A 25,350-nucleotide genomic window follows, 5' to 3' on the forward strand; every position below is an offset into this window, starting at 1 on the left:
GTTATGCGACACGTTCATAGGTCGCACGACCGAGATGGGTCATGCGGTTGAGAGCTTTGACAGCGATCTTGGTTTCGGTTGTCTGACTCTCCATTTTGCGACTGCGCAGCTCCGGTCCGATGACCTGTTTGTAGCGCCCGATCTGGGCCTCGCCGCGTGATCTTTGGCCATAGCCAGTGGCCTTCTTCCAGGCCATACGACCTCCCTTGGCGATCATGTCGATATGGGCGTTGCGTGTTTTGCAATCACCTGGGACGGCATTCTTCGGCGGCGGTACGATCAGTTCGACATCCGATCCCAACGCCTGCCGGATCGTCGCTGTGGTCGGCGCACCATCATAGGCGCCGTCGCCGATGATACGATGAACAGGACCTGCCACATCAGCCAGCAATTCGGGCAGTGCGCCGGCGTCTCCGATGTGCTCGGTTGTCAGGCAGGAGGCCAAAAGCTCCGCGCTCTCGGGAACGAAGCCGATGTGCAGTTTGCACCATGTTTTACGGGCCTTCGGTAACCCGTGTTTCTTCTGCATCCAGTCTCGACCGCTGTGAACGCGAAGCCCTGTGCTGTCTACGATCAGCGTCACTGGGCCGTTCGTGGGCCGGGTGTTCGGTGTGATCCGAAGCAATTGTGCGCGCCGGCAGAGCGTGGAAAAATCCGAAACGGGAACGTCGATCTGCATGAGCCGTAGTAGGCTTCGTACAAACCCTTGCGTTTGCCGAAGCGGCAGGCCGAAGACGGCGCGCAGGGTCAGGCAGGTCTCAATCACCAGGTCAGAATACTGCCGCTGACCACCACGTTTCCCCGACCTTGGGGCGCACCACCCGGATACCGCATCCTCGCTGAACCAGACCGTAACATCACCGCGCTGGCGAAGCGCCTCGTTGTACTCAGGCCAGTTCGTGACCCGGTACTTGGCCTTCTCAAACTTGTCCCGCCGCGTCGCGTTGTGCTTGAAAGGCATCCCGCCATCCCGTCATCAAATCAAGCAACTGGCTACGCCGATGAAACGATCCGTGCAACACGGTCGGATGAACCGCAGGCATCCATGCCTACGACGCAGGGCGGAAGCGTCTCAAAAAAGGCCAGTAGCTTCGCGCGCTTGATCGGCTTGTTGAAAATAACCCGGCCGCTCTCAGAAATGCCGTGCACTTGAAAAACGTCCTTGGCCAAATCGAGGCCGACGGTCTTTACTGTCATTGGGTGGCTCCTTTCCTAGCAGTCGTTGATAACTGCACTTTGGCACATTCGATGCCGGTGGAGCAGGAGCCACCCACCTCATCCGCTTTGGTGGGCGCACTGCAGCATCTGTTAGGAATGGTGACGGTCAGCAATGGGTCGTCCCCGATGTATCATCTCGCCGTGCGACAGCTAATACTGCGTTGCCTCTGATGTCGGCACGGATGAATGAAAAGCCCAAAGGGTGGAGCATTCAGGTCAACGGAACTGACTTCTCACTCTCGCCGCGGCGAACGATTTGCATATCATCCGCCCTGCGGGACGACGACGAAAAGGGCCTTCGCAGCAGTCGCTCCAAAGTCCGCTGCCTGGAAGCACGTCAAAACCACATGTCCTTTACAGTTCGGCTGTCACGAGGAAGTTCTCGAAAGCTGTCGTGCCCCTCGAAGTGACGGATTGGAATCTCACTGATTGGTGAAGGATCAGACATTCGAACATTAACCGCGGACAGTTTGCGGCCGTTTTCGTCCGAGAAATACGCAACGTAGTGCGTCACACACCCGCAATTGGCGCAGAAGTGGAAATGGATATCCCCGCTATCGCGACGCAGATATGTACTTGTTTTCCCGGTAGTTTGAATGTCATAGCCAATGTGCCCGTAGGCCCAAAGGGCACCGTAACGCCGACAGATTGTGCAATTGCAGGCCGTGACCGACTTTGGCACAGCATCGAGAGTCCAGCCAACTTCGCCGCAGTGGCAAGTTCCTTTCAGCATGTATCAATCTCCGCTCTCGGCACTGACGGCATCATGACGACCGACTCAAGTGCTTTGGCCCAGGCGCGGATCGCCGCTTGGGTCAAGCTGCACTTGTGGCCTTCCCTTGAACAGCAGTTAGCCGATTTACATTCACGGCGATACACAGCTGGGTCACAGGACCACTGGGCGGAGATGCGTGACTGGCTGGTTCGGAATGACGTTCCTGCTCCAAAAAATCTGCCGGGGTGGCCAGAAAAGGAATAAGGGCTGGCTGAGGGGGTCGAGGCCAGCCCCTATCTTCGTCACGAGGGGGTAAGTGGTTATTCTGATCCCAATCTATCCAACTCAAGCAAAGCCCGAAATTGGGGGATTCCCGTAACATTGCAAACTTCACCGAAAAAGTTTGTTTCCTAAAGGCGAACAGTGAGTTTCAAAACGAGATGTGGACACAATTTCGCCACAATGCGATCCTCTATCCGTGGATGGCGCGTGTTGATTTTAGAGCGTTCCAGTTTTTCCATCTGGATTTGGGGGGGTTGTTGAGTTCGGCGCGTCGCCCCACGAGTACTTCATCGAACCGCCAGAGTATTGAACTGCACTTTCCGAGTGCCGGAGCGCCAACGCACTTTTCATCTCATGAACGCAATTTGAACACTCTCCGCAAATATCAGTGCGGAGCGGCGCGTCTTGATGGGGATTATGATTTCAATGAGGGGGTACGAGTTCGGCGCGTCGTACCACCACCGCCGGACATACTCGTTGTCCTTTGATTTGTTTAAATACTATCTTTTGATCCGGTTTGCGATTTTTGTGAATGGGTGATTAGTGGAAGAGAATGAAGGCGTCTGGTTTAGCCAGGTCATGTATGACACAACGTTGATGAAGCCCATTACCTCCGAGCAGGCTTTAAGCAACTTGCCGACTGCTGGTGCAGTAGACAACAAAAACAGGGCTGGATCGTTCAATCCCGTGAAGCCTTTCCTAAATTAGTTTTTGGAATGTATCCGAACAAAAAGCTTCAGGCGCTGCCCGAAATTTTCAATGGGCCATATGGTCCAGTCGTATCTCGCGCGGTAGCGAATGTACTTCGCGAAGCAGAACTGGGAAAAACGAAAATCTATCCTTTGAACGTTTGCCAACACGACCGTGTGACACCAGTTGAAGGCGAGTATTTTACACTCGCCCTTGGTGAACAAAAAACGGCGTTTGTTCCGGATCGGTCGAATATGGTCAAACCTATGGGGAATAAACCAGATACTTGGATGAAGCGGGGCATGAAACCCAAAGACTTCGACATTGTTGTTTCAGGTATAGCCTTGGAGGGACCCGATTTGTGGGTTGATCCGCGCTTGTACTGGAGCCTGTTTTTTAGCGCCCGCTTGGTAAAAGCGCTGAAGGCAGCGAAGCTCACACGCCGCTTCGGACTGAGTAAATGTAAGGTTGTTTCCATTCACTAAAGGGGTACGAGTTTGGGGGTGACGCATTATCGATACCGGCCAAGTCATGGGAAAATCTGGCTGGTTGTTAGGGTCCTATTGGAGGCGGTTTGAAATCTATTTCAGTGCAGAGTAGCGGCCCGGATTTTTGGCTCATCGCCGGAATACTTCTGGGCGTCATCCTACTGTATTTGACCTTGCGATTGATGCTCCGCGTATTCGGGGCAAACAAAGAGAAAGTCTCGTGCCGCTGGAAGAGAGAAACCGCGCAGGACAAGGAAACTCTGTGCGCTTGGAATTGTCGGGCATGCGGTGTTACAGCATATTCTGGAAACGGACGGAAACCCACAGGCTGTCGCAAGTCCGCCAAACCACAGAGCTTATAGTCAGGATGGCACGGACATGAATGTAGATGAACCGAAGCTGGTGATGTCAGACAGGTGCAAGGCTGTGCTTTTAGACGGGTATCGGTTTGAAATCGAAATTTACCGCTTGGACAACCAGGACAAATGGACGTTGGAAGTGGTGGACCATGAAGACGCCAGTTATGTCTGGGACGACAAGTTCAATTCGGACCAAGCGGCCCTTGATACAGCAATTGAGGTTTTGAACAACGAAGGCGCGTTGGGCTTCATGGGGAATGAGTAGAAACCTTAGGTAATCTTAGTGTGGCTAGTGCCGAAACCAAACCAGATATCCAGTGGATCTTTACACTTCCTGAGTTCTTTTCCTGACTTTCCTGCGTGCCCTCGCTGACCGTTTTCTACACCCCTCAGAGCAATACCGCGCATCAGTCCTGCGATAGTCGGGCAGGTCATCCCCACACCACCGACAAACCCAAATGCCTTGCTTCACACAGCATAGCATCGCCTTTGCCCGCTTTAAAACCGGAAAGCGGTCCATCTCTGCTACCGCGAACCTGTCAGCGCGAAAAGCTGGAAGCGGATGAGGTGGGTGGCTCCTGCTCCACCGGCATCGAATGTGCCAAAGTGCAGTTATCAACGACTGCTAGGAAAGGAGCCACCCAATGACAGTAAAGACCGTCGGCCTCGATTTGGCCAAGGACGTTTTTCAAGTGCACGGCATTTCTGAGAGCGGCCGGGTTATTTTCAACAAGCCGATCAAGCGCGCGAAGCTACTGGCCTTTTTTGAGACGCTTCCGCCCTGCGTCGTAGGCATGGATGCCTGCGGTTCATCCCATCATTGGGGCCGTCAGCTGCGCACGCTCGGCCATGATGTGAAGCTCATTCCCGCTGGTTACGTCAAACCGTATGTGAAGCGAGGCAAGAACGACGCGGTTGATGCGGAAGCAATATGCGAGGCAGTTCGACGCCCGACCATGCGCTTCGTCGAGATCAAGACGGAGGACCAGCAAGCTATCCTCTCGATCCATCGCACGCGCGACCTGGCCGTCCGGCAGCCGCACCCAGCTGGCCAATATGATCCGCAGCCTGCTGCGCGAGTTCGGCCATATTCTGCCCATTGGGATCGAAGCGGTGACGGCTTTTGCGAAGCGTCACTTGGCTGGGGATCACCCGGACATGCCGGAGATCGCGACCGGCATGCTCGGCATTCAGTGCTATCAGTTCATCGGCCTGAACGAGCGCATCGACGGATACTCCAAGATGATCGAGCAACATGCCCTGTTGAACGCAGATGCGCGCAGGTTGATGCGCATGCCGGGGATCGGGCCGATCACGGCTTCAGCGATTGTCGCCACTATCGGCGATGCGCATCAGTTCCGAACAGGACGAGATCTGGCCGCCTGGCTGGGCCTCACCCCGCTCAACAAGTCGAGCGGCGGCAAAGAGAAACTGGGCAAGATCACCAAGCAAGGGGATCGCTACATTCGAAAGCTGCTGGTTGTGGGTATGACATCGCGCGCGGTCATGGCAAAACGGTCGCCAGAGAAAGTCGATCTCTGGACAGCCAAGATCATTGCCGACAAACCGTTTCGGCTGGCAACAGTCGCGATGGCAAACAAGGCAGCGCGTTCAATCTGGGCAATGCTGACAAAGAAACAGGAATACCGGCAGCCAGCGTTCTGACCGCGCAGGCTGCCCACGAGATGCAAGACGTTGAAGTGATGATGCGGAAGTAAGTCAACCAAGAGCAAGGACACTCCGGGAATGGCAGCGGCCCTCTGAGGTCGATAAGCCGATTGGAACCTCGCTCGCGGAATTCATCAGGGCCAGTGGAGGCAATGCCAAAACACAAACAGGCCGGACAGACGACAGTACTGACGAAACGACCGCGAAAATCGCTAAAAAACTCTTGCAATGCAGGAGCCACCCACAGAGGACGTTCAATCCGACCCAGTTACTGTCTCCGCTTTGCATTACCGCGAGGCGCCTAGTACCCGACGACTTCCCCCAACACTTCTCCTGCGCCGCCGTCGGGTGGGCGCGTATCTGCGACCGCGGCAAGCGTCAGCGCCAGATCGACTGTATGCACTCGACGCGAGACCCGCTGTGGCGCGAGGCTGAAACCGGCAAAAGCTATGGGCACGTGGGTGTCATAACGCCAGGGCGAGCCGTGGGTGACTGTGACCGAGAGACCGTCGAAATCGTTGATGAACCAGCCGGGGCTGGCCACCAGATAGATGTCGCCCGAGCGGTCGGGGTTGTAGTTGTTGGCCACGGCGCGCATCAGCGCATTGTCGGGCAGGGCGCCCGTACGAATGCGGGACGAAGGCACAGCGAAGGCGATACCTTCGAAGGTCGACAGTTCTTCGGCGATGGCGGTTTCCAGCGCGACAAGGTCGAAGTCGTCGCGACTGTGCACCTCTTCCGAGAGGGTGAGGTAGGGGTGGTCATAGCCGGCTATCAGCGGATCGCTAAGGCCAAAGCGCGCGCGGATGCGATCGGCGGCGGGCTGGGTCGCCCAGTGCTCGGGGTTGACGTAGCCGCCCATCTCTCCCAGCTCGGCCAGGTATCCCGGCGCCTCGGGCGTGCCGTGATCGGCGGACAGCGCGATCAGGGTGTTCTCGAGCCCGATCTCGGCGTCGATAAAGGCGAAGAGATCGGTCAGGGTGCGGTCGAGCCGGAGCAGGTTTTCCTCGGCCTCGAGGCTGGAGGGGCCGAAGCCGTGGCCAATGTAATCGGTCGCCGAGAAGCTGACGGAGAGGTAATCGGTGACATCATCCTGCCCCAGGCCCTCGGCTGTGATCAGGGTCTTGGCGAAATCGGCGGTGATCTCGTCCCCGGCAGGGCTGAAGGTGAGCAGCGTGGGGAAATAGGGATCGTTCTTCCACGAAAGCGGATCGACGGTCGAATAGGGGTGCGGGAAGGTGCGCCCGAACCCGGCAAGATCGGTTTCCCAATCCTGATCGTCGCGATCGCCAAAAAGATAGCTATCGATGGGATGGGTCAGCTGCCACGAGGTGCCGAGATAGTTTTGCAGGAAATCCTTAGCGTTCCAATCGGTCACCCAATCCGGGTAGCTGTCGTAATAATAGCTGGAGGTGACGAATTCCCCGGCGGATTTGGAGAACCAGAACGCCTTGCCGGTGTGGCCCGCCATCGAGACGGCACCACGATCCTTGACCGAGACGCCAAAGACCTTGGCGCGGCCCTGGGTGGCGATGGACAGCTCGTCGGAAAAGGTGGTGGTCAGGATGGCGCGGGGCGAACGGCCATCGGAACTGGCGGCAAGCTGGGTGGGGTCGACCTCGGTGTCGGGGTTCACGTCCGCGCCCCGAGTGAGGAGTGGATAGTCGGCGTCCTCGACATTGTAGATAGTGCGCCCCGTGGCGCGGTCGTACCAGAGGTTGCCTACCATGCCATGGGCCGACGGATGCGCGCCGGTGGCCAGCGTGGTATGGCCGACGACGGTTTCAGTATTGGCGTGGGCGTGGTGGGCGTTGTCGTAGTAGACGCCCTGATCCATCAGATAGCGGAATCCGCCCGAGCCAAATTGGTCGTAGTGGCGGAAAGGCAGGTCGCCCCGCAGCTGATCCACAGTGATCTGGAGGATGAGGCGCGGCTTATCCTCGGCTAATGCACCGTTCGCCAAGGAAAACGCCAGGAAGACGGCGCAACTGGCCGTTTGGACAGGTGGCTTTTTCAACATCGAAGGCTCCTTCCTCTCGTCGATCGGCCCACGCGGTGCGCGGGCCGTCGCGTCATCAGTTTAGGGGCAGGACATCCGGGAAGGTCCAGCTGCCATCGAGGATTTCGGCGCGTGGCTGGTATAGCCGGACCGTGTAGTTCCAGCCCGGCGTAAGAGGGATGCAGTTGATCCGGCCATCCTCGCAGCCACCGAAATGGATGGTGAAGGAACCATCCTTATTCGGGGTGGCCGAGGTGTTGTTATAGCTGTTCCGCCCCAAATCGTTTGGCGCGAGGAAGCCGTCAGCGTCGTAGACGGTGATCGACCAGAACGCGTCCACCGGAACGTCTTGCAGCGTCACGGCATGGGGGGTCGCGCCGTCATTCCTATCGACGGCGTCGACAAAGGCGCTGGCCGTCGTGGCCGGCTGCCCCGCCCAGCCCGCCATTCCGATCAGATGGCCCAGCGGGTCCACCTCGTCGCGGCGGCCAAAGGCGATGCTGGCATCAAGGCCGACGGCAGCGGCGAGGTCACTGACCGCCTTCCGCGCAGCGGCAAGGGTGTCAAGATCCCAGTTCGGAGCCTCGAAGGGGCCGGTTCCGCCGCCTTCGAGGCGAATTCCGTCCTGCACCGCATGGGCGCGCGCCGTATCGTCGGGATCGCCCGCGTCGATGAAGGTGCGGAACAGGAGCATCGCGAAGCGGGTCCCGACCTCGTCCTCGGTCAGCTCGTATGCACCGGGTTCGGCATAGGCAAAGTTGTAGTGGTCCTGGCTGATCACCAGCACCGACTGGAACCGTCCGTCGCCCTCCGGCAGCGTCACCGTCACCGGCTGGGACAGATCGATGAGGGCGGACGAATACAAGGTGTCCTGGTTGGGCCGGATGACCGGCTGCGGCTTGTCGGCGGAGGTTACCTCGCGCTCATGGGCGATCTCGCCGACACCTGTTCCGTTGTTCTTCATAGTGAGCCGGAACATCGTATCGCTCTCGGCGCGCATGAGGTTCCGGATCGTGATATCTTCGGCGAGAACTGGTGCGGGTGCGTAGAGGGCAGCGGCAAGGAGAAGGTGTTTCATTTTCTGTCCTTTCTGTCAGTTCGCGGGCTCGACACCCGGGAAGACCCAGCTTCCATCCAGCACTTCCGGCGCTGCACGATAGAGCCGCACGGTGTATTGCCACCCCTCGACAAGCGGCAGGCAATTCACGCGCCCGTCCTCGCAGCCGCCCAGATGCACGGTCATCGAGCCGTCCTCATTGTACGTCCCGCTGACGGAGTTGATGACATAGGCGTCCATCGCGTTCGGCGCGAAATAACGGTTTGCATCATAGAGGCTGACCGACCAGAAATCCTTGACGGGCACGTCGGCCGGCACTTCGATCTTGTATTTCCCGACCGGCAGGTTCGGCGAGATTCCGAGATAAAGTGCCTCATCCTCGGGCAACCCACCCCAGCCACCGGCCGTCCCAATGAAATGCCGCACTGGATCGACATCCTCCTTCTTGCCGAACATGTGGAAACTGTCCGGAAGGTAGGCGCCGACACCGACGGCGGCCCTTACGAGCCCTAAATAGCCCTCTTCATCATAGGGCGGGACGATGAAAGGTTTGGACGAGGCAGCGTCGATCGACATCTGGTCCTGGATTGCGTGCACGGCGGCCAGGTCCGCGGAATCGGTCGCATCCAGCAGGACGCGCAGATAGACGGCGACATATGGCGTGTCAAACGTGTCCATATCGAGTGTATAGGCGCCGCCACCGTGCAAGACCTTGTTCAGGTAGTGGTCCTGGTTGATGACCATCGCCGACATGTAGCGGTCGCCGACATCCGGAAGGGTGACCGTCGCGCCCTTGCTGATATTGATGATCGCGGCGCTATAGAGAGTGTCCCGGTTCGCGCTGATGGTGGTCTGAGCATGGACGGGCATCATTTCGCGGAAGTGGTAGAACTTGTTTACCCCTCCAGCGAGGGCAACATATTTGCCGAACTCGATATCTGTCGCGGCACGGATAAAGTTGTCTACCGTGACTGGGATTTCCCTGCTGTCGGCAAGTTGGTCCACTGTGGTGTCGAAGTTTTGGGCATGAGCGGGACCAGAGACGATCGCGGCCAGGAATGCAAGAAACAAAAATATGCGGTTTGCCAACTGTTTACCTTTCATGAGTCGCCCCTCAAGTCTTCGTTTTCCTGGCGTTTTATCATAGTGCGACCGGTCATTTTGTGACAAAGAGACGCTATGAGACAGAAGTTGGTCAACATCATCGAACTGGCGCACGTCGTGGACATTCTTGACAGCTTCGTCCCGAAACACGTCGTCGAGAGTGCGCTCCGAACGGCTGGTCTCGACCGTAAGATGCTGTCAGAAGGAACCGGGTTTGTTTCCTACGCTGCTGAGGCCGTCATTCTGGAGTCCGTCGCCCGCATGATAAGCGATCGCCATCTGGGTGCCAGGGTTGGCTGGGCCTTCGACTACTTGGCTTACGGAGCTTATGCGAACTACGTGCTGGGCGCACCGGATCTGCGATCTGCGCTTGACCGCGGGCGACGCGCGCTGTCGCTGACGCATCCTGGCTCTGAAATCGTGATCCGACAGACTGACACGCACGTTGTCGTCGGACGAGACTCGAAAGGCTTCTCGGTCGTCGGCCACCGACACCTCGACGAAGGGGCGCTGTTCGTTATTTCCAAGGTGGTCAGGCATTTCCTCGGCACGGACTGGCAGCCCGATTGGTTTGAACTTCCCGATGGCAATGGTGACGACAAGTCAAAGCTTGCAGATCTGTTCGGCGCACCTGTTAGGACGGGAGCCCAGTCACCGTCCGTCGCGCTTCGGCTTTGCGACCTTGACACGCGAAACCCGCACCCCTTGCAGTCTCGGAAGACTATTACATTGGGGGACCTGGGTGCGCTCATGGGGGTTGAGCCGGTTCAGTCCATTGAAGGCGCGGTTTTGCAAATCATGCGCGCTCATCTTCCGACAAGTGTGCTTTCCGAGAGCAAAGTTGCGGCCCATCTTGCGATCGGCCCCAGGTCACTTCAGAGGGCCCTTAGGGCGGAAGGGACGGCATACAGGACAATCCGCTCCATGCTCATCGAGGAGCAGGCGCGCGAAATGCTTCAGAAATCGGACATTCCGGTCGAACGGATCGCCGAAATGCTGGGATACAAAGAGCCGAGAAGCTTTCGCCGTGCGTTCAGGGAGTGGACCGGCTCCTCACCAAAGAGCTTCCGGGGAAACCGAAACACAAACACTTGAGTCGTTGCCGCTGATCACATTCGCATATACACGATGGATTTTCTGGAAACCCAAGGCGTCCTGAAGTCTGCCAAAAAATTTTGAATTTCCCAGACCTGCGCTTCGTCCGCTCTGCCGGCATTTGCCGTTCTTGAGAATGTGCGGCCGCAGCGAATGGCAGGTCCGACGACGCCGCACTGCGGAGACTGCAAGCGGGGAGAAGGGCCGCAAAGGGCCGGATTTCCCACCGTGGGAGGCGAATGCAAAATGAAACGTCGCTGATGGCTGAGAACCATTCTAACTGCAAAGCGACCGGTCACTCGGCAGGCCATGTATCCACTACAGTGCGGTGTGCAGTCTGCTACCGAAATAGCGTTAAAACCGCCTTGGACGATCAAGCATTAGCTGGAGCACAAGCTGTTCCCTTCCTGTTCTATTGTTTATGTGCAACTTTTGGAGGGGTCGACTTGCTTCAACCGGCAAGCTTCCTCAGCAATCGGTACTGCCTTGATGCACGTAAGCTTTTGGACCCGCGGCCAGACCCTAGAATGTGGCAAACGGAGAACAACATGAGCGCTAACGCGGACAGCGATCTGAAGGGCAACCAAGACGTTGCAGATATTGAAGGTGACTATTCGGTCTATCCGCACATGGATGGAATCAAATGCTCGATGTCCTGGAAACTCGGAAGCTATGGGGAACGCGGCGCGCTTTCCGAGGACATGATCGAGAGCTAGAGCGAACAGTTTGACCTCCCGACAACGCTCGTGCGCGACCTATCCGTAATGCTCGGTGACTGCCTCAACAACGATGACGACATCGCGATCAATCTGACCGAGGTCAGTCGTTCACAGGCGATTGAACGAGGTCAAAAATACCTCAAAAAGCTATTGCGGGAAGCCAAGCGGGACGCCATTGGTCCCCAAGAACTCCGGAACGCATTGGGCACGCTTTCGACCTATTTCGCGTCGCTCCCGGAAGACGCAGAACTTTTGCCGCAATTCCTCCAAAAGCTTGAGACCGCAAAAACGCTTTCTCAGGACGTGGTGGATGACATTCGACGCATCATCGAGACACCCGGCGCGGTTGCAGAGATGTCGCCACGAGACAAGCGGTTCTCGCGCGACAAACGCCGTCAGTACATCGTCGAGAGCTGCTGTTACATCTGGAAAGATGCCGGTCGCCCTCTGACCTATACAACATACTCAGACGGGCGCCCCGGAGGACAACGGCAAGGTCCGCTCGTCAACTTTATCCAGGCTGTCGTGAAGATGATCACCGAACCGGGGCAAATCCTGAGCGGTGAGACGATCCGCGTGGATATAGACGATTTTCGCGACAGGCTTGAGCGCGAAGAGAAAGAGCGTTGGGGCCCGCCGGAAACAGGCAATCAATACACTTAGAATGAGCAAGCCTGCGTTGTCATGGTCATGGCATGACACGCGTTCTTGCCATACCCCCTTCAGACAACCACGCGCACCGGCAGGTTGAGACAGCGATTGACCAGTTGGTCCGATTGTTGGCTGCCCAGACAGTAAGGGAACTGGGCCGGAACGCCTCGGACCAGCAGGAGGCGCATCAGGATGCCACAGATCAATGCCAAGAAGAGCCGACCCCGCAAGCTTCTGACGGTGAAAGACGTCGCTGAACTGGACAATTGCTCGGAGAAGACGGTGCGCCGTGCGATTGCGGCAGGCCTGCTTGAGGTTATCCGAGTGGGCCCCGGTGGACGCCTCATTCGAATTGATCCGGCAGCACATGCTGCTTACCGGCAGGCGCACTTCTGGTAGGCAATCGCGATCATTAATGTCCATTATTGTCAGTGCGTTATGTGCATTTCGGGAAGAGGGCATCCCCGTAAGTTGCGAACTTTCTGTGCTACGCTTTTCCCGAATCGGACATCCTGTCCACACCCGTCCACCCGAGACCTGACATGTCCAAAGGAACGTAATCCCGATGACTAGCCAGAGCCCCGTTCCATTGACATTAGCCTTCGTCAAAGCCGACACACCGATGTTCGCCGAGCTTATCGACCAACTGCGCTCCGATAGCTCTCTGTCGGACGGACGCCGCCGCGACATGATCTCCGGTCTGCGCCGCGTGGCCAAAGCCCTTGGATTGCCTCCTGAGGATGTGCCTTGCGATAGCCGCTGGTTGCAGCCCCGTTTGACTAAAGTTGCACCGGCTTCGCTTGGTCTGACTCCAAAGAGCTGGCAAAATGCGGTCAGTGATGCACGGGCTGCGCTCGCGCATTTCGGGCTGGTGGAACGCCGCTTCAACCGGATCGACGATCTGTCTCCCGATTGGCACGCGCTCTGGGCAGCTGTTCTGGCGTCGGGCGACAAAACATTGCAACCCGCGCTCTGCCGCTTCGTGCATTTTCTGAACCGGCAAGGCGTCAAACCTGCCAATGTGTGCAAAGAGCATGCTCAGGCCTATCGAGTAGCGCTTGAGCATAACGAGATCAGCAAATCTCCTGATGTTGCACATCGTGCCGCTGTCAACGGCTGGAACCTGGCGGCCCGACGTATTGCGGAATGGCCCAAGATCAACTTGCCTCTGGAAACGCGCCAGAAAGTCGTCACTTTTCCGGCGACCGCGTTTCCAGCGCCATTCCAAACTGCTCTTTCAAAGCTGATACATCGTCTGTCCAATCCGGACCCCTTGGCAGATGACGGTCAGAACAGAGCACTCCGACCCGCGACCCTGTCCCAATACCAAAGACAGTTGGTTCGGTTTGCCTCCGAACTCGTTCACTCTGGTATCCCGATCGCGGAGATTGGCGGATTGGACGTCCTGATCAATCCGACGATGGCTGAACGGGGTTTGCGCCAGATGTTATCGCGCACCAACAACCAGACCACAAAGATGATCAGCGAGATTGCCGCGCTGCTCCGCAACTTGGCGCGGATACTCAATGCACCCGATGACACCCGGGACGCGCTGTCTGGACTTGCCGCGCGCCTGGCCGTCAAACCTCAGAATGGCATGACCCAAAAAAACCGAAGCCGGCTGCGGGTGTTGCAGGAGGACCGGCATCAGCAGCGCCTGCTGCTTCTGCCTGAACGGATTTTCGCGCGACTACGCGGCAAGTCCAGGCCGTATGGCTGGGCTTTGGCACGCGAAGATGCGCTCGCCATCGCCATCCTTCTGGTCTGCCCGGTTCGCGTGAAGAACCTGGCTGACATCCACCTGGAACGCCACCTGCACCGTCCCGGCGATGGCCGAGCCTACCTGGTTCTGGAAGGCGGCGAGACCAAAAATGAGCGACCTGTCGAGTTCGAGATCCCGCGTGATGTATTGCGCATGATCGACGTTCATCTCAAATCTCGCTGTCCGGAACTCTGCCCCGCTGGAACGCCTTGGCTGTTTCCCCGCAGGGATGGTCAACATTCTGTTGATCCCGGCGTTCTGTCTGGGCGCATCTCCAAACGGATCCGGAAAGAAACGGGGTTGGAGATGAACGCCCACCTGTTTCGGCATTTCGCGGTGATGAACTGGCTCGACGCCAATCCCGGCGGCTACGAGGTTGCACGTCGGTTGCTCGGGCATTCGGAAGTCAGCCACACCATCAACATGTATTCCGGTCTTGAGGCACGTTCGGCAACACGTGCATTCGCGGACCTGATAGACGCGAAGAAAGGGTGCCGCAAGTGAGCCTGGTTCTGCCTATCGCCAATTGGCCCGCGTCCGACCGGGATATGTGGGACAGGCTTCAGAAGGCGGCCGGACCGCTCGACGATTGCGGCGCCCTCGCTCATCTGCGCGCAACCTCATTAAAGACGCTGGAACTTCGCTATGCCCGATGGCTGCAATGGCTGCTCACTAGTGATGTGGACTCAATAGCCCTGCCTCCGGCTCGACGCGGGACCCTCCCGCGCCTTTCCGCTTGGCTTCGGGACCTCTCACACACCCGGCCGATGACCCGGTTGATGTTCATTGATGGCGTGATGCGTATCCTCTCCGTGGCTGACCCGACGCAGGACTGGTCCGCTCAGCGGAAGTTAAAAGCGGGATTGAAGCGCGCCGCGGGTCGAGGTGATCGGGATCGTAAACTTGGGCGTGTGCTGTCCAGCGAGGTTCTATTCCGTGCAGGGCTGTCTCTGGCGACGGGTCATGCAGAAGCTGCGTCAACACCGCTAAGCAGTATGATGTGCCTGCGGGATGGCACCATGATAGCGATGTTGGCCCTGATGCCGATGCGGCGACGCGCCTTCGCGGGCCTTCGGATTGGCACATCCCTGTATGTCGCAGCAGACACGATGACCGTCGCGCTCCCCGGGGATCTCACCAAGTCAGGGCATCCCTGGGAAGCTGATGTTTCCCAGAGCGTTGAGCCGCTCTTACGCCGTTATGTCAACGAAGCCCGTCCTTTTTTTATGGAGCGTGGCCAACAACATCACAATGTCCTGTGGGTTGGCCGGTCTGGCACTCCTTTGAAGGAAGACGCGCTAGGCCCCCGAATTGCTGATCAAACGCTTAAGCTGACGGGGCGCCGCATCCCACCGCATTTCTTCCGGGATGCCGCCGCAACGACATTGGCGCGCTCCTCTCCGGAACACGCGAAGCTGATCCGACCAATATTGGCTCATGCGAGCTTCCGAACGGCTGAGCGCCACTACATCCACGCCCAGACAATTGAAGCGGGCCGCGACTACGCGGCTTTGATCAACCAGAAGAGAAAGGTCCGGCGATGACCCGAGTTGCAATCTATGCCCGTTTCTCCAGCCAAATGCAGAGAGACGCATCCATCGATGACCAAATGCGACTGTGCCGGGAACGTGCTGAGCGGGAAGGTTGGACTGTTGCTGACGCCTATTCTGATCGTGCGGTCTCCGGCGCCTCCATGTTGCGCCCCGGTCTACAAGAGCTGTTCCATGCCACTCAGGAAGGACGGGTTGATCTGATTTTGGCGGAAGCGCTGGACCGGTTGAGCCGGGATCAGGCAGACATCGCCGCGAATTTCAAACGTCTGAACTTTGCAGGTGTTGGCATCGTGACACTGGCCGAAGGTGAGATCAGCGAACTGCGCGTAGGTCTCAAGGGCACCATGAACCAACTGTTCCTAAAAGACCTGGCCGACAAAACGCGGCGTGGCCTGCGCGGAAGGGTCGAGCTTGGGCGCTCCGGCGGCGGAAACAGCTACGGCTATGACGTCGTCCGGCGTCTTGGGTCCGATGGCCAACCCGTCACGGGAGAACGAATGATCAACGCGGCGGAAGCTGAGATTATCCGGCGGGTATTACATGACTTCACCGAAGGACTCTCACCAAAAGCCATTGCGCGCCGCCTGAACGCCGAGGGTGTCCCCGGTCCCCGTGGCAAGTTATGGCGTGACACCGCCATTCGAGGGCACCGAGTGCGTGGGACGGGCCTTCTCAACAATGAGCTTTATATCGGCCGCCTGGTTTGGAACCGGCTGCGCTACATCAAGGACCCAAAGACCGGCAGACGTGTTTCCCGTCTCAACGATCCGTCCAAATGGATCATCGCGAAGGTCCCTGAGTTGCGGATCGTCGGGGATGAACTTTGGGAGGCGGTCAAGCAGCGGCAAGGCGAGATCGAGGCTGATCCCCGTGTCAAAGCCATCAAGGAAACCAAGTTTTGGGAGAAGCGTCGCAAGAAGCACCTTCTGACAGGTCTTGCATTCTGCGGCACCTGCGGAGGGCCACTCGCCACTGTCGGGCGCGACTACCTCGCCTGCTCTGCCGCTCGCAAACTCGGTACTTGTTCCCATAAGCAATCCATTCGCCGCAACGTTCTGGAAGACGCCGTTCTGGATTTGCTTCGTCGTCGCCTGATGCAGCCCGACGCAGTTGCCGCTTTTATCAAATCCTTCAGCGAGGCCGCCAACGCAGAAGCAGGCACAGTAGAGGAAGCCCGGACCCGTCTACAATCCGAGCGGGACAAAACCGTACGCAAATTGAATGGGTTCTATGATGCAATCGCGGAGGGCATTCGTACCCCCGGCCTTCAAACGCGGCTCGAAGAACTCGAAGCGCAGATCGCCAATCTGGATGCCAAGCTCTCCGGACCAAAGCCTTCACCGGTGCGACTGCACCCAAATCTGTCGGAACTTTATCGCTCCAAGGTCGCAGATCTGGCACAGGCGCTATCGGATCCGTCGATCCGCACCGGGGCCTTGGAGATTATCCGGGGCCTGATTGAACGTGTTACGATCAAACATGAACGGGATGGCGTCCAGATCGAACTGGAGGGTGTCCTGGCAGCGATGATTGGGTTGGCCCAGAATGAACAAAGCCGCCCTGAGGCGGCTTGTTCGAGACTCTGTTCGACCGAAGTGGTTGCGGGAGCAGGATTTGAACCTGCGACCTTCAGGTTATGAGATAGCTTACACCCACCTGCACCAACTACGCCCCAAAACGCTGACTCACCCTATCTTATTGGAATTGTTTATTTATTATTGACGACCGCCACCCTCCATTCCTGCCTCTTACGCCATGAACCGCTTCCAGTTGCTTCCACAATGCTTCCACGGGGCGATGACAGAGAAAGGATGAGGGATGCCCAAACTGACCAAACGTGCCGTAGAAGCCCTGCCTGTTGAGGCGAAAGATTACTTTGTCTGGGACAGCCAGATAGCCGGGTTTGGGGTCCGCGTTATGCCCTCCGGGGCCAAGACCTATCAAGCTCAGTATCGCAAAGGCGGACGGACACGGCGCGTTTCTATCGGTCGACATGGCAAGATCACTGTCGACGAGGCGCGGAAACTGGCCAAGGAACTGATGGGCCAAGTCGCCAAGGGCGAGAACCCAGCCGAAGAGATTGCACAGCATCGCCGTGCGCCCACGGTCGCTGCCCTGTGTGAGCGGTTCTTTGACTCTCACGTCAAGGAGCGCTGCAAGCCGTCCACCCAAGGGGAATACCGCAGGGCCATCGACCTATTCATTGTTCCGGCCATTGGCAGCTTTAAAGTGGTCGATGTGGAACGAAAAGACATAGCCGAGTTGCACCACAAGTTTCGGGGCAAACCCTATCAAGCCAATCGGACATTGGGCGTGTTGTCCAAGATGTTCAATCTCGCGGAAATCTGGGGCTTGCGGCCTGACGGATCAAACCCCTGTCGCCATGTCCCGAAGTACCGCGAAGAGAAACGAGAACGGTTTCTGAGCCCAGACGAATTGCAACGACTCGGACAGGCTCTGACGGATTCGGAGCAGGATGGATCGGAGACGCCCTTTGTTGTCGCTGCCTTCCGATTACTGATCCTGACTGGATGCCGCCTTGGTGAAATCCAAACCTTGCAATGGTCCTTCATCACAGACGCCGGAATGGAGCTTCCAGACACCAAAACAGGCGCGCGGCGGATTCCCCTGCCCCAAGCGGCCCGAGCGGTTCTGAGCGCGCTGCCACGGCTTCCTGACAACACTTACGTTATAGCCGGGGCTGTTCCCGGCCATTACGCGACCGACCTGCAAAAACCATGGCGTCGTATACGTAAGCAGGCCGGTTTGAATGATGTTCGTATTCATGACCTACGCCACACCTATGCGTCGAATGCCGTGTCGTCGGGCATGCCAATCCAGATGGTCGGTCGGCTGCTAGGTCACAGTCAGATTCAAACCACGATGCGGTATGCGCATCTGGCTGATGATCCGGTACGGCGAGCGGCGGAAGAAAACGCCGCGCGGCTCAACACATTCGTCGGTGCGCAGGAACCCAGCCATGGGCTGCGCCTAGTTAGGTAAGGCATTTTGCGGGACCGGCCCCATAAACGTATACATAGGCGGGCTACATTACGTAGGGCGTCTACGTATACAATACGTTACATAGGGATTTCCTCCCTACCCGGGGTATACGCGGGGCCGGGTATACCCCGGGTAGGGTAAAGCTACGCCTCAAGCCGATTTCTCGAATGACGGGTCTGAGCCCTCTTTGACCGATGCTGCACCGTGATCGAAGGGCAGCTTTGGGGTCGTCCGATTTGCCGAGTAGGTGTTCCGTTTAGGTCCAAACCCATCTATTAGAGCGTTTTGAGACACCCATGGATGCTTTTGAATCGGATCAGGCATGCGAAATTGACGTTATGCGACGGTGCATCCAAGCGGAGCGTCGGGAAGAACGGGAGCAAACATGATCGTTGTGGTGGAGGGGATAAGCGCGGCGGGCAAGACGACTTGGTGCCGGAGCCACGCTGGCGAGCACTTGATCCCCGAAACCTTCCCATCCGATCGCGGCAACCAACCGGCGCAAGGCCTGGCGACCGCACGCTACTGGACCGACTGGAACGTGAAGCGGTGGGGCGACGCCCTGGCGATGGAAGCTGCTCGGGGACTGGCGGTATGTGACACCGATCCACTCAAGCTTCACTACTCATGGACGCTGTTCCAAGCTGGCGCTGGCCAGCGCGCCCAGTGGGAGTTGCAGGCCCAAACGACACGCGACGCTATCCAAGATAGAAGAATTGGTTTCGCGGACGCGTACTTTGTGAAGACGATCGACCCTGATACGGCTCGCAGGCAAAGTGATGGAGATAAGACAAGAGTTCGGACGCGGTTCGACCTTCACGTCCGCCTCCAAGAACCGCTCGTGCGTTGGTATCGTGCCCTAGATGCAGTTTTATGTGGACGCGTCCAATGGCAACTGCCACATGGAGGTCTGCTGATCGACGAACTACGTTCGAACGAGCTCCGATATAACTTGGAAGCGTTCGACGCGTTCATCGCCTCGCTGGATGATGCGTAACAGTTTCAATCTCCCATCTTTTTAGGTGATGGACTTTCGTGCATGGCGCAGCGAAAGGCAACAAAGTCCGCAGAGCAGACTTTCAAGCTATTGGCCTGTCAGCCTCTAGTTAGCGCAACATTGGGTTACACCGCAGTATGCGCCCGTTCTCAAACTAGTGGCTATACTTTGCGCCTCGTCATACCTACCAGACGCATGCCTTACCCGATAAAAGGCAAACCCAGATAAGAAGAATCGGAACCCGGTTAAGCTCGTCCACGATAGAAGAGGCAGTCCCATACTTATCGTACCCGAAAACCAAGTAGTTCCACCAAGATTCTACAAAGACACATACGATGCCAACGACGTTCAAAACCTTTGTGAAGTTGGGGAGCTCTACCCTGTGAACATCGGGGTTTTCACGGAAAAACTTGAACACAGCGCTGCTATGTACCGCTGGGAAACTGCGAAATTTGAGAATCTTCCTCGAAACAGCGACGTTGCGCGCGAGCTGAAGGACATAGCGAAACAAGCCAATCGGCTGAAATCTTCACTTGAGCAGTTGTCATGGAAAGCACAGTCGGAACTCGACAGGCACGCTGATAGTGACGCGGAGAAAAGTATTACTGGATCATTAGCCGCCCCAAGCGAGCCCTCTCTGGCGGTGTCTTTGAAGCATCTGGAAATTGGTGTCCCTTGCGTGATTTTGGATGTTCCAACGCTGCGTTCAGTGATTGAAGGTTTGGAAATTGCAGCCACCAGCAGAAGCGCCAACCTCCCGAAAGGAAGACCCGGACAAGTCCGCTCATACGGGTTGCGTCTATGGATGCGTAACATCGCTGATCTTTGGAATGGAACGACCAGTCAGGCGTTTACACGGGGCGTTACTTCGTCAGGCGAGCCGATAACAAACGCCGCTCGCTTTTGCACTGAGGCATTTCGGAAAGTCGATCCAAGCATTCCAACGTCGCGCGTCATGAGGGAGTTAAAAGATTGCATCCGTGAGCGCGCTTAGCCTACTGAACGAATTGTTGTTCAGATTCGCGGTTAATTCGTCCAGCGGTTTCGCTCGAAATTCGCACCCAAGCGCTCCTATGTTCGCCCCATAGCATTTTGCACTGAAAGGACGAACAACATGCAACAGCAGGCAATCGCCACCGAGCAGATCATCCCCACATCAGACTATTGGGATGGATTTATCACTGAGACCGAGGCAGCAGACTATCTCTGCCAAAGCGTGCGCACCATGCAGAAATGGCGCGTCACAGGCTTTGGCCCTTCCTTCTACAAACCGGGCCGGTCAGTTCGCTACCGCCGTCGCGATCTGCGCATTTGGGCCGAAGGTCGCCGCCGCCGTAACACCTCGCAAGTCTGAGTTTTGCCCGCACGGGGTTGGCAGCGCCGTGCGGGATTTTGGGGCCGGAATGGCTCTGACGGGGCGCGGGCGAAACGGTCCTGCGCCCCTTTTCACAAACATCAACAGAAAGACACTGAACCATGGCAAACCAGCCAGCACAGAAATTCAAGATTGGCCTGATCACCGCAACCATCTGGGACAATGATGGCTTCTACTCGGTCGATATGTCCCGCTCTTACAAGACCGATACCGGCGAATGGCGGAGTTCGACCAGCTTCCACCATTCGGACCTGCTCAATATCGCCAAATGCGCGGAGCGCGCCGAAATCTGGATTGGCCGTCAAACCAATGCCAGGTAGTGGCAGCACCGGAGCGGCTTCGCTCCGGCCCCAAAACAAATGCTGCTCCGCCGGAGGCACTCAGGGGGCGTAAGCCCCCACAATCTTTTCCCCACATTGCCAATTATCCCAGCGGCAGGGCATGCCGCGATAGAGGGGGGTCTTGTAACACCCCCCTCCACGAATACGAAAGCGAAGGTCAGCGCAAATGGAGGCAACAATCCTGCATTCCGGGTTTGATGGGCTGAAATTCACTATCCAAGCGGATATCCCAGACAACTTTCGCGACGAATTGGCCTCCGCCAAGCAACATGCCAAAGAAACCTATAGCGATTGCGTTCTAGAATTCGGCTCAGTGTCGTTGAATGTGACTAGCAAGGGCGCGCGCGGCTTCACCGCTCACACTGGCGACCATGGGGCTGTGTGGCTGTTCCAAGACCCGCAAGACCGCATTCCAAACAATCCCGGCATCACTGTCGATTTCCGCGCTTTTGGTCTCGCCACAGGCGGCCTTGAGAGGGCGGAGCAACACTTTCGCGACTGCATGGAAGCATTCGGGATCAAATACGTAGAAACTCAATTGCGGGTCGCGCGGGCTGACTTCGCCGTGGACTTGCTGGCCCCTTGGTTTGAACCAGACCGCGAAGCATTGGTTGTTCCGCCCGGCACCAAGGTCACGGAATATACTGGGGTTGATGAAACTGCGATGGTTTCCAGCGGGGCGCGCGTGGTTGGTCTGCGTGCCGGGGCCGTCGCCAACCGGCAGTTGGCGATCTATGACAAACGGGCCGAGGTGATCCAGCAAAACAAGATGGGCTGGCTGACCATTTGGAACGCAGCACTTGAAGCCAAAGGTAAACCGGCACTTGATCTGACCGACCGAACTTCAAGTCAGGTTTGGCGCTTTGAGATGCGGCTTGGCTCCAAGCAACTCCGCAACCGCTTCGAGATGCGGAACTGGCAGGATGTTCATGACATCATCGGAGACGCCTTCACAGACGCTTTGGGGCGCATTCGCTACTGCATACCGACCGCAGACGGAAACCGCGCCCGTTGGCCCACACACGAGCTTTGGCGGCAATTCGAAGCTGTGGTTGGCAACGACTTGCTACAGAACTGCGCGGGCGTTTTGCCCTGCGACGTGATGGAAGCCAACCGAACTGCTAAGATGCGTGAACTGGACGCCCAGCTTGCAGGATTGTTCGTCACGCGCGCAGCAATTTCAGACGTTTGTGCGCACAATTTTAGTGATTTTTTGGAAAGTCACTCCGACGTGTTGGCTCGGCTCGTTGCAGAGCATACCACCCCACTCGAAGAACGGCTTTCCAAGGCGCGCGGAAAGTATCGGTTGTCTTGAGAGGCCACCAAGCGGACCTTCGCTGCGGTCGCAGCCTTGATTACTTCTAATGGCCGTAATTGCGCGAAAAATAGGATTGAAGATGACAAAGCAAGCTCCTTAAATTTATCTTTAACGCCCAATGTTAAACGGTTTATTCCGAGTGAAATTCAAAAAGGGTTGGAGACAGACTTGGCAAAGTAAAGTTTCTTTAGCGAGAAGCTAATATACGACCCCTAACACTCAATTTCTTACTATCTTCTAAAAGTGCAATCACATCGATATTTGGGTTAAGAAATAGGATGGAGTAGGTCGTCTTTTTCGTTGCCAGCGAATAGAACCAACAAACGTGTCAGGGCTTCTTCGTCTTGGAAACACTTAACTCCCTTAGTCATTCGAACACACCATGCCACGAGCCTTATAAAGTCATGCCCTCGCGAAACTAATTGATGCGGCTTGTCTGCCATTACAATTTTCCGTCGTTTAACATTCGTTAGAAGTTCTTCTCGGTCAGTTTTGCTGCAACACCCAGACAGGCTCCTTTCGATCAGGTTGGGAACATTGAGACTGGGCAAGCCATCAACAAACTTTAGACATCGCGTAAAGTCTATTAACCCCGAACCGATCTTGCACGCTTCAATCTCCAACCGTATGCAGTACAATTCGCAGAGCCGCGCCTTCAAGGCTTCAAAAAACCTATCCCAGTTGTCTATCCTGCAGCGTGAGGCGTCGACCAAAACCTGTTTCACAAATGCATCGTGGAAGTACACAGTTTCGACATCGCAGAATTTCGTAGTAACCAAACCATTTACCTTTGGCAAAGTTGGTAGCCAGTCTTCAAAATCTCTATCAACCACAAGCCGTACGCTTGTGTTCTCGGGTAAATTCAACTCACCTGCCAGAGCTATAACCCGCTGCCTATTTCCGCTGGTTAGGCCATACTTAGCAAGCACGGCGGCGTCGACTTCAATATCGTCGATAGCGTAGCACGGTCGAAAGGTATCTGGCGTGTGTTGAAGTGCAGCATCCAAAATCTCTTTGTCGAAAACGCCTTCCAAATAGACATCGTTTAGTTCAGGCTCTAGTTCATAACGGGCTTTGATTTCCGCTATTTTGCGTTTTGGAATACTCATTGAAAATGGACTTCTCTTCAGCCGATTTCAACAACAGAAGACCGGTGCTGCGCAATTAACTCCAACGAATGTGAAGCAAAAATAAACTGAGTTTCTGTGCCGTAAGTTATTTTGGCAAGCGCCCTTAGTAGTTGTCTTTGCCATTTAACGTTAAGCGAAATTTCAGGTTCATCGACCATAAAAACGCTGGGTTGATCCTGAGCTGTCAGGGCATAGCAAAACATGAGTAGAAGCTGTTGTTCACCTGAGGAGAGCTGAGATGCCTCAAGTTCGTCGCCTACTTCATTCACAACGGAAAACCCTCTCGACATTGAGAAAGTCATCTCCTTTCTTGTCAAAAAGGAGTTAATTTGCTTAATAAACTCATCCAGCGTCCGGTAGATGGGATCGATAGCTTCTAGGCGGCTGAGAACGGAGCGTACATAAGGATCAACCAGCTTCGCCGATATACTCCTCCCCTGCTCGGGGCCTGACGTCAATGCTGCTCTGAATTGGGCCATATCAATGGCACCGGTTATTTCGTAGGCAGAGTAACTTTGGCTATCTCTCTCAATGTTATCAAGTTGAGTAAGTAGGTTTTCTACATTGCTAAGCTGGCTGTCACTTGTCTCAACTGCGTAGTCAACTGCTAATTGATTTAATACGCGCTCATAAACCGAATGAACGTTCATCGATCCCTGCGTGGCGCTCCGAAGGGCCTTGTTTTGAACCCATCTCGAGGCTTTCATCAATGCTTGCTTGAGCGCGATCTGCCTAGATCCTTTAACGAGATCACGCATTCGGCGGCCACGTCTGTCATGCAAAATTTCGCGTAGCTCGATTTCTTCAGCAGGGTCGGAGACAGTGTCGCTATCTAGGCGACGTTCTGCGCTGACCAAAAAAATCGTTGGCGAACAACTCTCCAAAGCCTTCAGATATTGTCGCTCTCCCCGTGCGACCCCGTCATTTTCAGCAGTCTTGTGCTTCCTCCGTAACTCCAAGGCCACGGAAGCGGAAATCTTATTCTCGTTGATAAGTTGCTCCAAAACGATGTCACTAATATCTTCATTAAGGACGTAGTCGTGCTCTCGCCCGCCTTTGCTGTACGTCCACTCTGCTTGAAGCGCTTTACCTTTGAGGATTGAGAAAACAACGACTGGTGCATGTGGCCCGTCTGTTCTGTCGGCCCTTAGCACATAGCCGTTCTTCAGTTTAACAACTAATGATTGGAACGCGGTATTCCAAATGGCGGTTCTATGTCCTCGATCTCCTGCACTGGATAAAAGATGGAATACCAGAGTCAGAAGCGTACTTTTCCCGACCCCATTATCCCCATAGAGAATTGCAGGATTTGTTAGTGAGCCGCAGTCAGGTAACAAGTAACTAAACTGACCAAACAGCTCTTTAACCTGAATGCTCTCAATTGTACCGGTTTCCATCAAACATGTTCTCAATATCTGTTTTCACGCCATAGCTTATACTGTCTGGATTCATGTGCACAACGCTAATCGAGCCAAGGGAATCTCACTGTTGAAGACTCGCTGTTTGAGCGAAACCCAGAATGGCTCTGGAGGTCCGGTTCTGGCAGTCGGGTTTCGCTGCATATGCGAAGACCCTGAAGGCGTTGCAGGTCTGGAAAGGGCTCCTCGCGACCAATTGCTTGGATTTGGGTAAGCTTCTTCTGTTGCCCGTTCAACACACGTCTATTACGTTTCGCTTGCTTCCACAGTGCTTCCACGGGCTGTCGCACAAAACAAAAAGCCTCGCGTGATGCGAGGCTAAGTGTTTGATATCTGACTTGAAGTATTGGTTGCGGGAGCAGGATTTGAACCTGCGACCTTCAGGTTATGAGCCTGACGAGCTACCGG

Annotated in this window: 23 protein-coding genes and 1 pseudogene; 16 read left to right on the forward strand and 8 right to left on the reverse strand. The window is 56.1% G+C overall.

What is annotated here, in order from left to right; translation table 11 throughout:
* Position 1 precedes the first annotated feature (1 nt).
* The 3 genes from ACR0D9_RS19270 to ACR0D9_RS19280 form a co-directional block, all read right to left on the reverse strand.
* Complete coding sequence (locus tag ACR0D9_RS19270; protein ID WP_480539891.1) at positions 2-961, reverse strand: IS5 family transposase; 960 nt, start codon at positions 959-961, stop codon at positions 2-4.
* A 32-nt stretch (positions 962-993) separates the two neighbouring features.
* Positions 994-1,197: a hypothetical protein gene (locus ACR0D9_RS19275; RefSeq protein WP_480484738.1), complete on the reverse strand. Its 204-nt coding sequence runs from the start codon at positions 1,195-1,197 to the stop codon at positions 994-996.
* A gap of 358 nt (positions 1,198-1,555) precedes the next feature.
* Positions 1,556-1,951: a GFA family protein gene (locus tag ACR0D9_RS19280; protein WP_480484739.1), complete on the reverse strand. Its 396-nt coding sequence runs from the start codon at positions 1,949-1,951 to the stop codon at positions 1,556-1,558.
* Positions 1,952-2,931: 980 nt separating this feature from the next.
* Between ACR0D9_RS19280 and ACR0D9_RS19285 the strand changes: the two genes are divergently transcribed.
* From ACR0D9_RS19285 to ACR0D9_RS19295, 3 genes and pseudogenes are all read left to right on the forward strand, one after another.
* Positions 2,932-3,390 carry a hypothetical protein gene (locus tag ACR0D9_RS19285; RefSeq protein ID WP_480484740.1) on the forward strand — a complete coding sequence of 153 codons (459 nt, stop codon included), beginning with the start codon at positions 2,932-2,934 and terminating at the stop codon, positions 3,388-3,390.
* Between the two features lie 381 nt (positions 3,391-3,771).
* Positions 3,772-4,017, forward strand: a complete 246-nt coding sequence (locus ACR0D9_RS19290) for a hypothetical protein (RefSeq protein ID WP_480484741.1) — start codon at positions 3,772-3,774, stop codon at positions 4,015-4,017.
* Between the two features lie 379 nt (positions 4,018-4,396).
* Positions 4,397-5,417 (forward strand): annotated as a pseudogene (locus ACR0D9_RS19295) (IS110 family RNA-guided transposase).
* Positions 5,418-5,721: 304 nt separating this feature from the next.
* Here the strand turns inward: ACR0D9_RS19295 and ACR0D9_RS19300 are convergent.
* The 3 genes from ACR0D9_RS19300 to ACR0D9_RS19310 are packed head-to-tail and all read right to left on the reverse strand — an operon-like array spanning position 5,722 to position 9,580.
* Positions 5,722-7,440, reverse strand: coding sequence for an alkaline phosphatase family protein (locus ACR0D9_RS19300; protein WP_480539893.1), 1,719 nt, complete (start codon positions 7,438-7,440; stop codon positions 5,722-5,724).
* Between the two features lie 55 nt (positions 7,441-7,495).
* Complete coding sequence (locus ACR0D9_RS19305) at positions 7,496-8,497, reverse strand: DUF1214 domain-containing protein (RefSeq protein WP_480484743.1); 1,002 nt, start codon at positions 8,495-8,497, stop codon at positions 7,496-7,498.
* Positions 8,498-8,512: 15 nt separating this feature from the next.
* Positions 8,513-9,580, reverse strand: a complete 1,068-nt coding sequence (locus ACR0D9_RS19310) for a DUF1214 domain-containing protein (protein WP_480484744.1) — start codon at positions 9,578-9,580, stop codon at positions 8,513-8,515.
* Between the two features lie 87 nt (positions 9,581-9,667).
* On the opposite strand from ACR0D9_RS19310, the gene ACR0D9_RS19315 reads away from it, so the two are divergent.
* The 13 genes from ACR0D9_RS19315 (at position 9,668) to ACR0D9_RS19375 (ending at position 22,391) form a co-directional block, all read left to right on the forward strand.
* Entirely contained in the window at positions 9,668-10,675 is a 1,008-nt protein-coding gene (locus tag ACR0D9_RS19315; RefSeq protein WP_480484745.1) for a helix-turn-helix transcriptional regulator, read from the forward strand.
* A gap of 548 nt (positions 10,676-11,223) precedes the next feature.
* A complete protein-coding gene (locus tag ACR0D9_RS19320; RefSeq protein ID WP_480539895.1) occupies positions 11,224-11,391 on the forward strand; it encodes a hypothetical protein in 168 nt (55 codons plus the stop codon).
* Positions 11,392-11,421: 30 nt separating this feature from the next.
* On the forward strand, positions 11,422-12,057 hold the full coding sequence (locus tag ACR0D9_RS19325) for a hypothetical protein (protein ID WP_480539897.1): 636 nt from the start codon (positions 11,422-11,424) through the stop codon (positions 12,055-12,057).
* Positions 12,058-12,237: 180 nt separating this feature from the next.
* Positions 12,238-12,444, forward strand: coding sequence for a helix-turn-helix domain-containing protein (locus ACR0D9_RS19330; RefSeq protein WP_480539899.1), 207 nt, complete (start codon positions 12,238-12,240; stop codon positions 12,442-12,444).
* Between the two features lie 166 nt (positions 12,445-12,610).
* Positions 12,611-14,311, forward strand: coding sequence for a hypothetical protein (locus ACR0D9_RS19335; protein ID WP_480539901.1), 1,701 nt, complete (start codon positions 12,611-12,613; stop codon positions 14,309-14,311).
* Positions 14,312-14,586: 275 nt separating this feature from the next.
* Positions 14,587-15,351: a tyrosine-type recombinase/integrase gene (locus tag ACR0D9_RS19340; protein WP_480539903.1), complete on the forward strand. Its 765-nt coding sequence runs from the start codon at positions 14,587-14,589 to the stop codon at positions 15,349-15,351.
* Positions 15,348-17,000 carry a recombinase family protein gene (locus ACR0D9_RS19345; RefSeq protein WP_480488942.1) on the forward strand — a complete coding sequence of 551 codons (1,653 nt, stop codon included), beginning with the start codon at positions 15,348-15,350 and terminating at the stop codon, positions 16,998-17,000. Before ACR0D9_RS19340 ends, ACR0D9_RS19345 begins: the two co-directional genes overlap by 4 nt.
* Before the next feature lie 178 nt (positions 17,001-17,178).
* Positions 17,179-18,363: a tyrosine-type recombinase/integrase gene (locus ACR0D9_RS19350; RefSeq protein WP_480539905.1), complete on the forward strand. Its 1,185-nt coding sequence runs from the start codon at positions 17,179-17,181 to the stop codon at positions 18,361-18,363.
* Positions 18,364-18,748: 385 nt separating this feature from the next.
* Positions 18,749-19,360 (forward strand): hypothetical protein, encoded by a 612-nt coding sequence (locus ACR0D9_RS19355; protein ID WP_480539907.1) that lies wholly within the window; start codon positions 18,749-18,751, stop codon positions 19,358-19,360.
* A 382-nt stretch (positions 19,361-19,742) separates the two neighbouring features.
* Entirely contained in the window at positions 19,743-20,354 is a 612-nt protein-coding gene (locus tag ACR0D9_RS19360) for a hypothetical protein (RefSeq protein WP_480539909.1), read from the forward strand.
* 120 nt (positions 20,355-20,474) lie between these two features.
* Positions 20,475-20,714, forward strand: a complete 240-nt coding sequence (locus ACR0D9_RS19365) for a helix-turn-helix domain-containing protein (protein ID WP_480474875.1) — start codon at positions 20,475-20,477, stop codon at positions 20,712-20,714.
* A 122-nt stretch (positions 20,715-20,836) separates the two neighbouring features.
* Positions 20,837-21,055 (forward strand): hypothetical protein, encoded by a 219-nt coding sequence (locus tag ACR0D9_RS19370; RefSeq protein WP_480474874.1) that lies wholly within the window; start codon positions 20,837-20,839, stop codon positions 21,053-21,055.
* A gap of 187 nt (positions 21,056-21,242) precedes the next feature.
* Positions 21,243-22,391, forward strand: a complete 1,149-nt coding sequence (locus tag ACR0D9_RS19375) for a hypothetical protein (RefSeq protein WP_480539911.1) — start codon at positions 21,243-21,245, stop codon at positions 22,389-22,391.
* A 269-nt stretch (positions 22,392-22,660) separates the two neighbouring features.
* Here ACR0D9_RS19375 and ACR0D9_RS19380 read toward each other — a convergent pair whose 3' ends face one another.
* Both ACR0D9_RS19380 and ACR0D9_RS19385 read right to left on the reverse strand, forming a co-directional pair.
* Complete coding sequence (locus ACR0D9_RS19380; protein WP_480539913.1) at positions 22,661-23,503, reverse strand: hypothetical protein; 843 nt, start codon at positions 23,501-23,503, stop codon at positions 22,661-22,663.
* A gap of 17 nt (positions 23,504-23,520) precedes the next feature.
* A complete protein-coding gene (locus ACR0D9_RS19385) occupies positions 23,521-24,921 on the reverse strand; it encodes an AAA family ATPase (protein WP_480539915.1) in 1,401 nt (466 codons plus the stop codon).
* Positions 24,922-25,350: the final 429 nt, after the last annotated feature.

Source organism: Ruegeria sp. AK11 (genome assembly GCF_056541095.1).

What these genes read in the sequence shown, in the direction of transcription:
- ACR0D9_RS19270 (WP_480539891.1), bottom strand. Translation starts at nt 961, where the DNA reads ATGCCTTTCAAGCACAACGCGACGCGGCGGGACAAGTTTGAGAAGGCC.
- ACR0D9_RS19275 (WP_480484738.1), bottom strand. Translation starts at nt 1,197, where the DNA reads ATGACAGTAAAGACCGTCGGCCTCGATTTGGCCAAGGACGTTTTTCAA.
- ACR0D9_RS19280 (WP_480484739.1), bottom strand. Translation starts at nt 1,951, where the DNA reads ATGCTGAAAGGAACTTGCCACTGCGGCGAAGTTGGCTGGACTCTCGAT.
- ACR0D9_RS19285 (WP_480484740.1), top strand. Translation starts at nt 2,932, where the DNA reads ATGTATCCGAACAAAAAGCTTCAGGCGCTGCCCGAAATTTTCAATGGG.
- ACR0D9_RS19290 (WP_480484741.1), top strand. Translation starts at nt 3,772, where the DNA reads ATGAATGTAGATGAACCGAAGCTGGTGATGTCAGACAGGTGCAAGGCT.
- ACR0D9_RS19300 (WP_480539893.1), bottom strand. Translation starts at nt 7,440, where the DNA reads ATGTTGAAAAAGCCACCTGTCCAAACGGCCAGTTGCGCCGTCTTCCTG.
- ACR0D9_RS19305 (WP_480484743.1), bottom strand. Translation starts at nt 8,497, where the DNA reads ATGAAACACCTTCTCCTTGCCGCTGCCCTCTACGCACCCGCACCAGTT.
- ACR0D9_RS19310 (WP_480484744.1), bottom strand. Translation starts at nt 9,580, where the DNA reads ATGAAAGGTAAACAGTTGGCAAACCGCATATTTTTGTTTCTTGCATTC.
- ACR0D9_RS19320 (WP_480539895.1), top strand. Translation starts at nt 11,224, where the DNA reads ATGAGCGCTAACGCGGACAGCGATCTGAAGGGCAACCAAGACGTTGCA.
- ACR0D9_RS19330 (WP_480539899.1), top strand. Translation starts at nt 12,238, where the DNA reads ATGCCACAGATCAATGCCAAGAAGAGCCGACCCCGCAAGCTTCTGACG.
- ACR0D9_RS19335 (WP_480539901.1), top strand. Translation starts at nt 12,611, where the DNA reads ATGACTAGCCAGAGCCCCGTTCCATTGACATTAGCCTTCGTCAAAGCC.
- ACR0D9_RS19340 (WP_480539903.1), top strand. Translation starts at nt 14,587, where the DNA reads ATGTTCATTGATGGCGTGATGCGTATCCTCTCCGTGGCTGACCCGACG.
- ACR0D9_RS19345 (WP_480488942.1), top strand. Translation starts at nt 15,348, where the DNA reads ATGACCCGAGTTGCAATCTATGCCCGTTTCTCCAGCCAAATGCAGAGA.
- ACR0D9_RS19350 (WP_480539905.1), top strand. Translation starts at nt 17,179, where the DNA reads ATGCCCAAACTGACCAAACGTGCCGTAGAAGCCCTGCCTGTTGAGGCG.
- ACR0D9_RS19355 (WP_480539907.1), top strand. Translation starts at nt 18,749, where the DNA reads ATGATCGTTGTGGTGGAGGGGATAAGCGCGGCGGGCAAGACGACTTGG.
- ACR0D9_RS19365 (WP_480474875.1), top strand. Translation starts at nt 20,475, where the DNA reads ATGCAACAGCAGGCAATCGCCACCGAGCAGATCATCCCCACATCAGAC.
- ACR0D9_RS19370 (WP_480474874.1), top strand. Translation starts at nt 20,837, where the DNA reads ATGGCAAACCAGCCAGCACAGAAATTCAAGATTGGCCTGATCACCGCA.
- ACR0D9_RS19375 (WP_480539911.1), top strand. Translation starts at nt 21,243, where the DNA reads ATGGAGGCAACAATCCTGCATTCCGGGTTTGATGGGCTGAAATTCACT.
- ACR0D9_RS19380 (WP_480539913.1), bottom strand. Translation starts at nt 23,503, where the DNA reads ATGAGTATTCCAAAACGCAAAATAGCGGAAATCAAAGCCCGTTATGAA.
- ACR0D9_RS19385 (WP_480539915.1), bottom strand. Translation starts at nt 24,921, where the DNA reads ATGGAAACCGGTACAATTGAGAGCATTCAGGTTAAAGAGCTGTTTGGT.